This window comes from Streptomyces sp. G45, from assembly GCF_049542095.1.
In the GTDB taxonomy this organism is placed as follows: Bacteria; Actinomycetota; Actinomycetes; order Streptomycetales; family Streptomycetaceae; genus Streptomyces.
In genome coordinates this window covers 2,912,574-2,926,305 of sequence record NZ_JBMUZU010000001.1, presented here as the reverse complement: position 1 = coordinate 2,926,305, position 13,732 = coordinate 2,912,574, and the positions used below count along the sequence as shown (strand labels likewise).

The following is a 13,732-nucleotide window of genomic DNA, read 5'->3' as shown; positions in this document are numbered from 1 at the left end:
CCGTGACTGCCACGACCACCCCCGAGCTGCTGTCGTACGAGGACGCGCTCGCGTCGTACGACCCCGTCATGGGCCTTGAGGTCCACGTCGAGCTCGGCACCAAGACGAAGATGTTCTGCGGCTGCTCCACCGAGCTGAAGCAGGACGCCAACTCGCAGACCTGCCCGACCTGCCTCGGCCTGCCCGGCGCCCTGCCGGTGGTCAACGCCGTCGGCGTCGAGTCCGCGATCAAGATCGGTCTGGCGCTGCACTGCGAGATCGCCGACTGGTGCCGCTTCGCCCGGAAGAACTACTTCTATCCGGACATGCCGAAGAACTTCCAGACCTCCCAGTACGACGAGCCGATCGCCTTCAACGGCTATCTGGACGTCCAGCTGGAGGACGGCGACATCTTCCGCGTGGAGATCGAGCGCGCCCACATGGAGGAGGACACCGGCAAGTCCACGCACGTGGGCGGCGCCACGGGCCGCATCCACGGCGCGTCCCACTCCCTGCTCGACTACAACCGCGCGGGCATCCCCCTCATCGAGATCGTCACCAAGCCGATCGTCGGTGCCGGGGAGCGCGCCCCCGAGGTCGCCAAGGCGTACGTCGCCGAGCTGCGCGAGCTGATCAAGGCGCTCGGCGTCTCCGAGGCCCGCATGGAGCAGGGCCAGATGCGCTGCGACGTGAACCTCTCGCTGCGCCCGCACGGCCAGGACAAGTTCGGCACGCGCTCGGAGACGAAGAACGTCAACTCGCTGCGGTCCGTGGAGCGCGCCGCGCGCTACGAGATCCAGCGGCACGCGGCCGTGCTGTCCTCCGGCGGCACGATCGTCCAGGAGACCCGGCACTTCCACGAGGACGACGGTTCGACGACGTCGGGCCGCGTGAAGGAGGAGGCCGAGGACTACCGCTACTTCCCGGAGCCGGACCTGGTGCCGGTGGCCCCGTCCCGCGAGTGGGTCGAGGAGCTGCGGGCCACCCTGCCCGAGCTGCCGCGCGTGCGCCGCAACCGGCTGCGCGAGGAGTGGGGGATCTCCGCCCACGACATGCAGTCGATCCTCAACGCGGGCGCGGTCGACCTGATCGTCGCCACGACCGAGGCGGGCGCCCCGGCCGACCAGGCCCGCAAGTGGTGGATGGGCGAGCTGTCCCGCAACGCCAACGAGTCGGGCGTGGCCCTGGAGGAGCTGGCCATCACCCCGGCGCAGGTCGCCCGGGTCTGCGCGCTCGTCGCCTCCGGCGACCTGAACGACAAGCTGGCCCGCCAGGTCATCGACGGCGTGCTCAAGGGCGAGGGCGACCCGGACCAGGTCGTCGAGAAGCGCGGCCTGAAGGTCGTCTCCGACGAGGGCGCGCTGTCCACGGCCGTGGACGAGGCCATCGCCGGGAACCCGGCCATCGCGGACAAGATCCGCGGCGGCAAGGTGGCCGCGGCGGGCGCCCTGGTCGGCGCGGTCATGAAGGCCACCCGAGGCCAGGCCGACGCGGCCCGCGTCAAGGAGCTGATCCTGGAGAAGCTCGGGGTCAGCGAGGGCTGACGCCTCCGCCGGAACGGAGTCGGGGCGCCGCACCGCCGGGTGCGGCGCCCCTTCGCGTGCCCGGGGCTACTTCTTGAGCGTGGGTTTGCCCAGGGCGACCACGCCGACGTCGCAGTTTCCGTTCAGGTCGGCGTACGAGATGCTCAGGCGCAGCCCGTTCTTGACGTTGAGGGACAGCTTCTTCGGCCCGGCCAGCAGGTCGACCTTGCCGCCGAAGAGCGACTTCCCGTCGATCTTGATGTCGAGCCGCGCGGAGTAGTCCTTGGAGTTGTCCTCGATGCCCGCGACGAGGTCGAGCTTCGACCAGGACCGGTCCAGGTTGTACTCGGCGTAGCCGCTGCACTCGTCCGGGGCGCTGACCAGCGCGTTGTCGTAGTCGATGCTGTCGATCGCGGCGCTCTTGACCGTCAGGCGGTCATCGCCGTCGACGGGGCTGAGCTGCGTGAGCGACTGCTCGTCCGCGGCCGCCACGTCCCCCGGCTCCGCGGACGCGCCGGTGCTGTCCCCGGGGGACGGTGCGGAGCCGCCGTCGTCCTGCCCGGAGTCGCCGCCGTCGTCCTTCGCCTTCTCGGTCACCGTCACGGTGGGCCCGGGGGCGGCCTTCCCGCCCTTCTTGTCGTCGTCGTTCGCCAGCGCCAGCGTCAGTACGCCGATCGCGCCCAGCGAGGCCGCGAGGGCGACGGCCAGGACGCGGACCAGGGTGGAGCGGGGCTTCCTGGGAGCGGGTGAGGTCGGCGCTGGTGGCGGCGCCAGGCGGAACGGTCCCGTCGTGTCGGGCTCCGGCACCCCCGCACCCGCGGTCGACGGCGCCTCAACCCCAGCCCCGGTTCCCGCCCCCGTCACCGTCGTCGGCGGCCCCTGCGTCACCGGCTCCGGGCCCGCGCCCGTCACCGTCGTGGGCGGCGGCAGCGTCGCGGGTGGCGGCGGCACGGCGTCCCGTGCGGAGGCCGTGCCGGGTGCGGCCGTCGTCGACACCACCACGTCCCGGATGTCCTTCACCCACGCCCGCAGACTCTCGGGCCGCCCCGCCGGGTCCGTCGCGCAGATCGCGAGGACCTGCTCCCTGCGGTCCGGGGCGAGGGCGGCGACCTGCGGCAGCTGGCCGTAGGCGAGGCGCAGCTGCTCCGGGGTGCTGGGCGGCGCCTGCCCGCTGAGCAGGAAGTAGGCGATCGCCCCGAACGCGTACCGGTCGGTGTTCGGGGTGCGCTTGCCCTGGAAGACCTCGGGGGCCGCGTACCCGGGCGTGAACCAGACCTGTGCCGTCTCGTGGTCCGCCGTCAGCTTGCTCAGCCCGAAGTCGACGAGCGTGGCCTGGCCGTGGGCGTCCACCATGACGTTGCCGGGGGAGAGGTCGCCGTGGATCACGGGGCGGCCCGAGGTGGTGGCGCTGCCGGAGTGCAGCCAGTCGAGGACGTCGGCGAGCTGCTCAAGCGCGCGGCTGACCTCGCGCCGCTCCTGGTGGGTGGCGAGGGTCCGCTCGGCCCGCCAGTCGCGCAGATCGAGTCCGTCGACGTGGTTCATGACCAGGACGAGCGCCCGTCCGGCGGCCGTCGAGGACTGGCCGAGGCCGTGGATCGGAGGCCCCTCGAAGTGCTCGCGCACGCCGACGACGCCCGGTCGCCCCACGAAGCGCAGGAGTTCCGCCTGCTCGTTCCACTTCGCACTGAGCCGTTCGAACTGGTCGGGCGTGAGCGTCGTGCCGGAGTCGAGCACCTTGACGACCACGGTCTCCGGCGCCCCGTCGAGCTGGATCTCCGCCCGGTAGAGCACGGCTTCGCCGCCCCGGCCGATGGAGTTGAGCAGGCGGTAGCGATCGGGGGCCGAGTCCGGCCCGATGTAGTGGCCTGTGCTGTTCAAAGTCCCCCCAGATACATGAAGTTGACGGGGCGACACTGTGCCGCCAGACGCCTCCAGGGTCAACGGACGAAGCGGGTCCACGCCTTGGTCCCTGGCTCACGCAAAGCTCTGACCCTGACGCCAATTCACCTCAAGGCCGTCCCGGGGCCTTCCCCTCGACACATGAAGTGAATAGCGTCCCGGCCGTACCTCAATGGATCGGTGGAGAACCATTGGGCATGACTGGGAGGTTGGGACGTGGCAGGAGAGCAGCGTGGAGCCGCACACGAGCGGGAGGCCCCCGAGCTGTCGCGCAGGCGGCTGATGGCGATCGGCGGGGGCGCGGTTGGCGCTGCCGCGGTGGGGTCCTTCCTGCCGCCGTCCCTCCAGGAGGCCGTCGCGGCGGGGCACGCGCCGCCCGCGGGCGGGCTCGGCGCCATCGACCACGTGGTGATCCTGATGCAGGAGAACCGGTCGTTCGACCACTACTTCGGCACCCTGCGCGGCGTGCGCGGCTTCTCCGACCGCAACGCCATCCAGCTGCCCAGCGGCAAGAGCGTCTTCGAGCAGCCGGGACCGCTGCGCACCGTGCTGCCGTTCCCGGTGCGCGAGGCCGCCGCCGCGCAGCAGAAGGACCTCCAGTACATCGGCGCCCTCGACCACTCCTGGACGGGCGGTGCTAGAGCGTGGCGCGACGGCTGGATGGACGGCTGGATCACGGCCAAGACGGCCGCCACGATGGCGTACTACACGCGCGAGGACATCCCGCTGCACTACGAACTCGCCGACACCTTCACCGTCTGCGACGCCTACCACTCCTCCATCCACACCTCCACCAGCCCCAACCGCAACCACCTGTGGAGCGGCAAGACCGGCTTCGAGGCCAGCGGGAAGCGCGCCGTCGACAACGACGCCTACGACGAGGGCCGCCACCCCGGCTACGGCTGGGGCACCTACGCCGAGCGCTTGGAGAAGGCGGGGATCAGCTGGCGGACGTACACGGAGTGGGAGAACTTCACCGACAACCAGATCGAGTTCTTCACCACCTTCAAGGCCATCGCGCGCAAGGCCCTGGCCAGGACGCCGTACACGTTCATGGAGGCCTTCTACGCCAAGGTCCGCGACGCCAGGGACGAGGCGGAGCGGGGCAAGCTGTTCGCCGCCCTGGAGGAGGGCGTCGGGACGCTGAGCAGGCGGGAGCGGTCGCTGTTCGAGCGGGGGCTCAGGCGCGTGCCGACCGGCACGCTCGCCGAGGAGTTCGCGAAGGACGTCGCCAAGGGCACGCTGCCCGCGGTCAGCTATCTGGTGCCCTCGGCGCTCGACTCCGAGCACCCGTCGGTGTCGTCGCCCGTCCACAGCGCCACCATCGTCTACAAGGTGCTCGACGCGCTCGCCTCGCACCCGCACGTGTGGCGCCGCACGGCCGTCTTCATCAACTACGACGAGAACGACGGCTTCTTCGACCACGTGCCGCCGCCCGTGCCCGCCCCCGACAACACGGAGGAGCGCTGGCAGGGGCTGCCCACCGGGCTCGGCGCGCGCGTGCCGATGCTGGTGGTGTCCCCGTGGACCGTCGGCGGCTACGTCTGCTCCGAGGTCTTCGACCACACCTCCGTGGTGCGCTTCCTGGAGCAGTGGACCGGCGTGCGCGAGCCCAACATCAGCGCCTGGCGCCGCCAGGTCGCCGGAGACCTGACCAGCGCCTTCGACTTCCACCGCGGCCACCGCCAGCCCGAGGTCGAGCGGCCCGGCGCCATCCCGCCCTTCAGCGGGCGCTGGCAGCCGCGGCCCCCGCTGAAGCAGTCCATGCCGAGCCAGGAGCCGGGCGTGCGCCGGGCGCGCCCGCTGCCGTATCAGCCGGACGCCGACGCCCGGCCCGCCAAGGACGGCACGCTCACGGTGCGGCTGCGCAACGGCGGACGGCGCAGCGCGCACTTCGCGCTCTACCCGTACGCCGGGGAGTACGCGATTCCGCAGCACCAGGACGTCCGGCACGAGGGCCGCTGGTCGGTGCCGCTGAAGGGCGACGCGTACCGGTTCACGGTCACGGGGCCGAACGGCTTCCGCCGCGAGTTCGCGGGCCGACGGGCCGGGACCGCTGCGCTCGCCTCGGCGATCACGGGGCGCGAGCTGCATCTGACGCTGGCCAACCGGGGCGCGAAGCCGCTGGTCTTCACCGTCAGGCCGCTCGGGTACGTGGACGAGGCGGACGCCCGGCGGCGCGGCCGGACCGTGCGGGTGCGGGCGGGCAGCAGCCGCACCATCGCCTGGCGGACGGGCGAGGAGCACGGCTGGTACGACATCGAGGTGACGGCGGCGGGCGACGGCGACTTCCGGCGGCGCCTGATGGGGCACATCGAGAACGGCCGCGCGAGCGTGTCGGGCTGAGCCCTGCCGCTCGATGCCCGCGATACGGGGGCGCACAGGTGAGACCTGTGCGCCCCCGCTCTGCGTGTGCCCGGCCTCCGGGCGCCGTGTGCGCCGGGTGAGTACGACCGTGCCTGCTGTGAGGATGGCCACGAAACGGACTAAGGATCTCCGGAGGCTGTCAGAGTGGCTGCGCATGGCCCATCCCGGTCATGTCGTCGCACAAGTGGCGACATGATCTTTACCGGCCCATGCGGATCAAGTAGTAGTTCCAGTAGTAGACGTGTTCTTTACGGGCCACCCCGACGCTTCCCGGCTGTTCCCGCTGAAGATCCGTGAATGACCCAGGGAGCCAGTCCGTGGCAGTACTCGCCCGGTGGTGCGTCAGGCACCGACTCGTCGTCGTACTGCTCTGGCTCCTCGCACTCGGCGCCACCGCGGCCGCCGCCGCGACCGCCGGATCGGCGTACTCCAACGACTACGAGGTCCCCGGCACCGAGTCCGACCGCGCCACGCGCCTGCTCGCCAGTGCCTTCCCCGACCAGGGCGGGGACAGCGACACCGTCGTCTGGCACACCGGCCCCGAGGGCAGCGTCCGCTCCGCCGCCGTCGAGCAGACCATGACGGACACCCTGGACGAGATCGCCGAGCTGCCCGGCGTGGCCTCCGTCACCAGCCCCTACGACGAGGGCGGCGCCGACCGGATCAGCGACGACGACCGCACCGCCTACGCCACGGTCACCTTCCGCGCCTCCCTCGACTCCCTGGACCCGGCGGACGCCCGGGCCGTCGTCGAGACGGCCAAGGCCGCCGAGACCGCCGACGCGGGCGGGGACCTGGAGCTGGCGCTCGGCGGCGGCGCCATCGGGCTCACCGAGTCCAAGAGCGCCAAGACCGCCGAGGTCGTCGGGCTCGCCGTGGCCGCCGTCGTCCTCTTCCTGGCCTTCGGTTCCCTCGCCGCGTCCCTGCTGCCGCTGGCCACCGCCGTCGTCTCCGTCGGCACGGCGTACGCGGGCATCGTGCTGCTCGGCCACGTCATGACGGTCGCCGACTTCGCCCCGATGCTCGGCACCCTCATCGGCCTCGGCGTGGGCATCGACTACGCCCTGTTCATCGTCACCCGGCACCGCAAGGGCCTCAAACAGGGCCTGCCCGTCGGCCTCGCCGCCGAGCGGGCCGTCGCCACCACCGGCCGTGCCGTCGTCTTCGCGGGCGCCACCGTCTGCATCGCCCTGCTCGGCATGCTGATCCTGCGCCTGAGCTTCCTCAACGGCGTCGCGATCGCCGCCTCGCTGACCGTGCTCCTCACGGTCGCGGCGTCCGTGACACTGCTGCCCGCCCTGCTGTCCTTCATAGGGCCGCGCGCCCTCAGCCGCCGCGAGCGGCGCGGCCTCGCCGAGCGCGGCCCCGAGCCCGAGGTGCCCACCGGCCTCGCCGCCCGCTGGTCGGCGTTCGTGGAGCGGCACCCGAAGCTGCTCGGCGCCGTCGCCGTCGTGGTCATCGCCCTGCTCGCGCTGCCCACGCTCTCCCTGCGCCTCGGCACCTCCGACCAGGGCAACAACCCGGCGAGCGCCACCACCCGGCAGGCCTACGACCTGCTCGCCGACGGCTTCGGCCCCGGCGTCAACGGCCCCCTCACCCTCGTCACCAAGGTCGGCGGCGCCCAGGACCGGCTCGCCCTCACGGGCCTCGACGAGACCCTCAGGACCACCCCGGGCGTCGCCTCCGTGAGCCCCGTGACGTACGCCGACGGCGGCGGCGCCGCGTTCCTCACCGTCGTCCCGGACTCCTCGCCCCAGTCGAAGGCGACCAGCGACCTCGTCGACCGGCTGCGCGGCGACGTCCTGCCCAGGGCCGAGACCGGCACCTCGCTCGACGTGCACGTCGGCGGCGTCACGGCGGGCTACGACGACTTCGCCGAGATCATCGTCGGCAAGCTGCCGCTGTTCGTGGGCGTCGTCATCGGCCTCGGCTGCGTCCTGCTCCTGCTCGCCTTCCGCTCGGTCGGCATCCCGCTGAAGGCCGCCGTGATGAACGTGGCCGCGGTCACCGCCGCCTTCGGGGTCGTGGTGGCGGTCTTCCAATGGGGCTGGGGCAGCGAACTGATGGGCCTCGGCAGAGGCGGACCCATCGAACCCTTCCTCCCCGTGATCATGGTCTCGGTGCTCTTCGGGCTCTCCATGGACTACCAGGTCTTCCTGGTCAGCAGGATGTACGAGGAGTGGCTGGAGACCGGCGACAACCGCGTCGCCGTACGCGTCGGCCTCGCCGAGACCAGCCGCGTGATCAACTCGGCGGCCGTCATCATGATCTCCGTGTTCCTGGCGTTCGTGCTCAGCGGCGACCGGGTCATCGCGATGTTCGGCATCGCGCTCGCCGCGGCCGTCGCCCTCGACGCGTTCGTGCTGCGCACCCTGCTCGTCCCCGCCCTCATGCACATGCTCGGCGGCGCCAACTGGTGGCTGCCGCGACGCCTGGACCGCTGGCTGCCCCGCATCAGTATTGAGGTGCCCGAAAGCCGGACACGTGCGAAGATCCCCGCACTGCGCGAGCCGTCCGCGGCCGACGCGCAGCAGCAGGAGGAGCTCAAGAGCGTCTAGCGCGCTAGAGCCCGTCCAGCCGACCAAGTCATCTGAGTCGTCTGAGTCATCTGAGTCAGCTAAGTCGTCTGAGCCGTCCAAGTCGTCTGAGGGAGCGGGATGTTCGCGATACCGGTGGGGGAGGGGGCCGAGCTGCGGCCCCTGGAGCCGTGGCAGGCCGAGGAGTTCCTGGAGCACGCGGGCCGGGCCGCGGAGTACGCCGGGCCCTGGGTACCGGCGGTCGCGAACGCGTCCGCGGGCCTCGACGCGGCCCGGGACGTCCTCCAGAGGTACGCCGACAAGCAGGCCTCCGACAGCGGCCGCCTGTACGGCATCTGGCTCGACGGCGCGCTCGTCGGCGGCGTGCTCTTCCGGATCTTCGACACCGCGGCGGAGACCTGCGAGGTCGGCGTGTGGCTCGAACCCTCCGCCACCGGCCGCGGCCTCGTCACCGCCGCCTGCCGCGTCCTCATCGACTGGGCGGTCGACCAGCGCGGCATGCACCGCGTGGAGTGGCTGGTCTCCTCGCGCAACGAGCCCAGCAAGAAGCTGGCCAAGCGGCTGGGCTTCGTCCGCGACGGGGTGCTGCGCGAGAGCTTCCCCTGGCAGGGGATCCGGCACGACATGGAGGTCTGGTCGGTGCTCGCCCCGGAGTGGCGCGCCAGCCGGGCGCCCGACGCGGGCGCGAGTCAAGCACGTTAAGGGGGTTCGTTGAGGGGGCTCCTTAAGGGGGCTCGTTAAGGGGGCTCTCAGACTCCGTCCGTACGGTGCTCAGGCATGGGAACGAGGACTGCCACCGACACGGATACGGGTACGGACACCGGCACCGACACCGGCACCGGCACGGATCCCGGCACCGAAGCCGCCGCTGAGCCGGATGCCGACGGGCCCGGGGCGGTGGCGTCGGAGCCGGTGAGGTCCGACGGGGTCGGGCAGGGCGCCGGGGCCGTCGTGGCCGCAGGGCTCGGCGTGGTCGGGCTCACCGGCGGCTGGGTCGGAACCATCGCGTCCGCGCGTGAGTCCGTGATCGGCCAGCTCGAAACCTCGCAGAGCGCGAGCGTCGCGCGACGGATGCAGGAGGTGTACGGGGACTCCTGGAAGGCCACGGCGCTGGTCGGCGGCCTGTTCGCACTCGCGGCGCTGGTGGTCGGCGCGGGCGTGCTGCTGCGCCCCGCGTTCGGCGACCCGCGGCGGGTCCAGGCGCCCTGGATCAAGTCGGTGGCGTGGGCGGGCGTGGCCCTCGGAGTGATCGGCCTCGTCCTCGCGGCCCTGAAGTACGCGGACGTACTGCTGAGCTTGCCCGGCTGAGCCCGTCCGGCGTTCGCGGACCGAGGCGCGGAGCCCCTGGTTCCGGGGAGGGCCTTAGGCGGGGGCGGGGGGATCGGCACCCCCGCCCCCGCCTAAGGCCCTCCCCGCCCCCCAAGATGCGGCACCCTCCCGATGCGCCCCACCCTCCTGGGAAACGACAGTGGACGCATCGAAGAACCAGCGCACCACACCCCAGGGGGACCCGATGTTCGAGTACGAACTGCACCAGCTCCGCACCGCCGAACTGGCCCGCGCCGCCGCCCGCCACAGCCTCGTACGCCAGGCCCTGAAGGCCCTCAAGGCCGCGCACGGCCGCGACGAGGCTCTGGCCCGCATGGCCGACGCCCGCACCGGCACGCCCCGCCCGACGGACGGCCCCGCCGACCGCTACACGCGCGCGGCGTGAGGCCCGCCCACCGGCTGCCACCCAGCGGCGGCCACGCACCCGGGACCGGGGCGCCCCACGGCGCCCCGGTCCCGCCCTATGAGCGGCCCCCCGGGGAAGGCGGTAGGAGGACCGGTGAGATCCCCCGCGCGACCCCCGGAACCCCGTCCACCGGCCGTGCCTCCGGTCGCCCCACCGATCCGCCCGGTGCCGCGAAAGCGCAGGTCTGTGCGATGCTCACCGCTGTGGAGACCAGGTCAGTGAGCCCCGTCTTCGTCGGCCGGGCCGACGAACTGCGCGCGTTGCACGACGCGCTCGCCCAAGCCGCCTCGACTCGGGAGGGCGAGCCGCAGGCCCTGCTGCTCGGCGGGGAGGCGGGCGTCGGCAAGACCCGGCTCATCGAGGAGTTCACGGCCGCCGCGCTCGCCGACGGCGCGGTCGTCGCGGTCGGCGGCTGCGTGGAGATCGGCGCCGACGGCCTGCCCTTCGCCCCGTTCTCCGGAGCGCTGCGCACGCTGCGCCACCAGCTCCCCGAGGCGTTCGCGGCCGCCGCGAGCGGCCAGGAGGAGGAACTGGCCCGGCTGCTGCCCGAACTGTGCGACGCGCCCGCGCGGGCGGAGGCGCCGGGCGGACGGCACGGCGAGGAGGGCATGGCGCGGCTCTTCGAACTCACCGCCCGCCTCCTGGAGCGCCTCGCCGCCGACCGCACCGTAGTCCTCGCACTGGAGGACCTGCACTGGGCGGACGCCTCCACCCGGCACCTGCTGTCCTACCTCGTCCGCACCCTGCGCACCGGCCGCCTCGTCGTCCTCGCCAGCTACCGCGCCGACGACATCCACCGCCGCCACCCGCTGCGTCCCCTGCTCGCCGAACTGGACCGGCTGCGCACCGTGCGCCGCGTCGACCTGGGCCGCCTCACACGCGACGAGGTGGGGCGGCAGATGGCCGGGATCCTCGCCACCGAACCCGACCGGAAGCTCGTCGACGACGTCTTCGAACGCTCCGACGGCAACGCCTTCTTCGTGGAGGAACTGGCCGTCGCCTCGCACGGCCGCGGCTGCGCCTCGCTTACCGACTCGCTGCGGGACCTGCTCCTCGTCCGCGTCGAGGAACTGCCCGAGGACGCGCAGCGGGTCGCGCGGATCGTCGCCGAGGGCGGCTCCACCGTCGAGTACGACCTGCTCGCCGAGGTCGTCGGGCTCGGCGAGGACGAGCTGATCGACGCGCTGCGGGCAGCCGTCGGCGCCAACATCCTGGTGCCGTCGCCCGACGGCGACGGCTACCGCTTCCGGCACTCCCTGGTGCGCGAGGCCGTCGGCGACGACCTGCTGCCCGGCGAGCGCTCCCGCATCAACCGCCGCTTCGCCACCGCCCTGGAGGCCGACCCGTCCCTGGTCGCCGCCGACCAGCGCGCCACCCGCCTCGCCAGCTACTGGTACCACGCGCGGGACGCCGAGAAGGCCCTGCCCGCCGTCCTCAACGCCTCCGTCGAGGCCCGCCGCCGCCACGCCTACGCCGAGCAACTGCGCCTCCTGGAGCGGGCCATGGAGCTGTGGGACGACGTCCCCGGCGCCGTCCGCACGCTGCTGCGCCCCGCCGACTGCGCCGAGGCCTACCCGGGCTGCGGCTGCGACCCCGCCACCACGCCGCTGCGCTATCTGGACCTGATGGCCGAGGCCGCGGTCGCGGGCCGCCTCTGCGGCGAACGCGAGCGCGCCCTGAAGATCACCAAGCGGGCCCTGCGCCTCCTCGACGACGACCCCGACCCGCTGCGCGCCGCCTGGTTCTGGGTGCAGCGCTCCCTGCTGGTGCAGAGCCTCGCCCGCGGCGACGGCTGGGACGAACTCGCCACCGCGCAGGACCTCGTGCGCGGCCACCCGCCGTCCGAGGTGCACGCCGAGGTCCTAGCCAAGGCCGCGGGCTGGTCCATGCTCCACGAGCCGGGCCCGGAGGCCTTCGCCGCCGCCGAACGGGCCGTGGAGTACGCCCGCATGGTCGGCGCCCCCGAGATCGAGCTGAACGCCCGCCTCACCCTGGGCGGCCTGATGGTCGACGCGGGCGACACCGAGGGCGGGCTCGCCGAGATGTACGCCGTCCGGGAACGGGCCGCCGCCGACCACGTCGTCGCCGTACTCTGCCGCAGCTACATCAACCTGCCCTCCGTCCTCGAAGGCGTCGGCCGCCACCGCGAGGCCGTCGACCTCCTCGACGAGGGCATCGGCCTCGCCCAGCGGTACGGAATGATCGAGTCCGAGGCCTGGATGTGGGCCAACCGCTCGGAGTCCCTGTACGCGCTCGGCCGCTGGAGCGAGGCCCGCGACTCCGCGGACCGCGCGGTCCTCAGCGCCAAGCCGCGCGGCGGCGGCTGCGCCCGGCTCGCCCACTTCGCGCTCGCCCGCGGCGACTTCGCCGACGCCGCGCGCCATCTCGCGGAGGCGCACCGGCACTTCGGCACCCACGACTCCATGCCGCAGAACACCCTGCCGCTGCACCGGATCGCCCTCGGCGTCGCCGCGGGCGAGGGGCGCATCCTCGACGCCCGCGCCGAGTTCGAACGGGCCATCGGCGCGGGCCTGCCGCCCGGCACCCAGCGCTACGCCTGGCCGCTCGTCCTCGCCGCCGCCAGCGCCGAGGCCGACGCCCGCGGCGTCACCATCGCCGCCGCGGGCCGCGCCGAGTCCCTGGACCGCATCCGCGCCACCGCCAAGTCCCTGGCCACCACCGTGCCCCTCTGGCAGGCGCACGAGCGCTGGGTGCGCGCCGAACTCCTGCGCGCCGAGGGCCGCGCCACGCCGGACGCCTGGCTGGACGTGCTCACCGCCGTCGCCCCACTGGAGCGGCCCTACGACCTCGCCCGCGTGCGGCACCGGCTGGCCGAGGCGCTGCTCACCGCCGGGTCCTCCGGCGACGCCGACCGGGACCGGGCCGCCGAACTCCTTCGCCAGGCGGGGGCCGTCGCCGAGCACCTGGGCGCCCGGCCGCTGGCCGACGCCGTCGCCCGGCTCGCCCAGCGCGCCCGGCTCTCCCTCACCGCCGCCCCGGAACCCGCCGACCCCGCCGATGCCCTCGGCCTGACCACCCGCGAACGGGACGTGCTGCGCCTGGTCGCCGCCGGACGCAGCAACCGCCAGATCGCCGAGGAGCTGTTCATCTCCCCCAAGACCGCCAGCGTCCACGTCTCCCACATCCTCGCCAAGCTGGACGTCACCGGCCGCGGCGAGGCCGCCGCCCTCGCCCACCGGCTGCGCCTGTTCCCCCGCGCGGAACGGATGGAGGGCGCGGCGAGCTGACGAAACGGCCTCGTCAGGGGCCCCGGGAAACGACCCGGCCGGTTTCCGGGCCGCTCGCTTACGCTGGAGTGAACGGACGTCGGCCTAGGGAGGCCCAGTGTTCAACGTGTTCGAGCAGCTCTTCGCGCCCGGGCGCAAACACACTGACGACGAGAAGAAGCGACTCGAACTGACCCGCGTGGACGTCGACGACGGAGACCCCGGACGCGGCCCGATCGACCTCACCTCCGGCAAGGTCGTAGTCCGCGTCCCCCAACAGCCAGCACCGGACACCACGCCAGGGGCTACGCCGGACGCCGACCAGTAGGGGGGCGGTGGCTGCCTTCCGGCGGGGGGAGGCCGCCCAGCAGGGGGGCGGTGGAGGCCGCTCGGTAGGGGGCGCTGGCCGCTGCCCCTGCACGCGGCGGTTGATGTCGCCGAGCAGGGGGCGCTGGCCGCTGCCCC

The 13,732-nt window shown here is 73.2% G+C and carries 9 protein-coding genes; 8 read left to right on the top strand and 1 reads right to left on the bottom strand.

The genetic code is table 11. From position 1 onward, the window contains the following. The first annotated feature begins 2 nt into the window (after positions 1-2). Positions 3-1,523: an Asp-tRNA(Asn)/Glu-tRNA(Gln) amidotransferase subunit GatB gene (gene gatB / locus ACOBQU_RS11600; RefSeq protein WP_423626362.1), complete on the top strand. Its 1,521-nt coding sequence runs from the start codon at positions 3-5 to the stop codon at positions 1,521-1,523. Between the two features lie 66 nt (positions 1,524-1,589). On the opposite strand, the gene ACOBQU_RS11595 is transcribed toward gatB, so the two are convergent. After that, positions 1,590-3,380 carry a protein kinase domain-containing protein gene (locus ACOBQU_RS11595; protein ID WP_423626360.1) on the bottom strand — a complete coding sequence of 597 codons (1,791 nt, stop codon included), beginning with the start codon at positions 3,378-3,380 and terminating at the stop codon, positions 1,590-1,592. A 303-nt stretch (positions 3,381-3,683) separates the two neighbouring features. On the opposite strand from ACOBQU_RS11595, the gene ACOBQU_RS11590 reads away from it, so the two are divergent. The 7 genes from ACOBQU_RS11590 (at position 3,684) to ACOBQU_RS11560 (ending at position 13,595) form a co-directional block, all read left to right on the top strand. After that, positions 3,684-5,747: a phosphocholine-specific phospholipase C gene (locus tag ACOBQU_RS11590; protein ID WP_423634412.1), complete on the top strand. Its 2,064-nt coding sequence runs from the start codon at positions 3,684-3,686 to the stop codon at positions 5,745-5,747. A gap of 338 nt (positions 5,748-6,085) precedes the next feature. Beyond that, positions 6,086-8,326, top strand: coding sequence for an MMPL family transporter (locus ACOBQU_RS11585; protein WP_423626358.1), 2,241 nt, complete (start codon positions 6,086-6,088; stop codon positions 8,324-8,326). A 99-nt stretch (positions 8,327-8,425) separates the two neighbouring features. Beyond that, the gene (locus ACOBQU_RS11580; protein WP_423626356.1) at positions 8,426-9,007 is read left to right on the top strand and encodes a GNAT family N-acetyltransferase; all 582 of its coding nucleotides are present in this window, start codon (positions 8,426-8,428) and stop codon (positions 9,005-9,007) included. Between the two features lie 75 nt (positions 9,008-9,082). Further along, positions 9,083-9,613 carry a hypothetical protein gene (locus tag ACOBQU_RS11575; protein ID WP_423626354.1) on the top strand — a complete coding sequence of 177 codons (531 nt, stop codon included), beginning with the start codon at positions 9,083-9,085 and terminating at the stop codon, positions 9,611-9,613. Positions 9,614-9,773: 160 nt separating this feature from the next. Further along, positions 9,774-10,019 (top strand): hypothetical protein, encoded by a 246-nt coding sequence (locus ACOBQU_RS11570; RefSeq protein WP_423626353.1) that lies wholly within the window; start codon positions 9,774-9,776, stop codon positions 10,017-10,019. A 212-nt stretch (positions 10,020-10,231) separates the two neighbouring features. Further along, on the top strand, positions 10,232-13,288 hold the full coding sequence (locus tag ACOBQU_RS11565; RefSeq protein WP_423626352.1) for a helix-turn-helix transcriptional regulator: 3,057 nt from the start codon (positions 10,232-10,234) through the stop codon (positions 13,286-13,288). Between the two features lie 97 nt (positions 13,289-13,385). Then, positions 13,386-13,595 (top strand): DUF6191 domain-containing protein, encoded by a 210-nt coding sequence (locus tag ACOBQU_RS11560; RefSeq protein WP_423626350.1) that lies wholly within the window; start codon positions 13,386-13,388, stop codon positions 13,593-13,595. The last annotated feature ends 137 nt before the right edge of the window (positions 13,596-13,732 follow it).

Excerpts from the sequence above, each read along its gene's own strand:
- ACOBQU_RS11575 (WP_423626354.1), top strand. The coding sequence starts at position 9,083 with ATGGGAACGAGGACTGCCACCGACACGGATACGGGTACGGACACCGGC.
- ACOBQU_RS11580 (WP_423626356.1), top strand. The coding sequence starts at position 8,426 with ATGTTCGCGATACCGGTGGGGGAGGGGGCCGAGCTGCGGCCCCTGGAG.
- ACOBQU_RS11590 (WP_423634412.1), top strand. The coding sequence starts at position 3,684 with ATGGCGATCGGCGGGGGCGCGGTTGGCGCTGCCGCGGTGGGGTCCTTC.
- ACOBQU_RS11565 (WP_423626352.1), top strand. The coding sequence starts at position 10,232 with ATGCTCACCGCTGTGGAGACCAGGTCAGTGAGCCCCGTCTTCGTCGGC.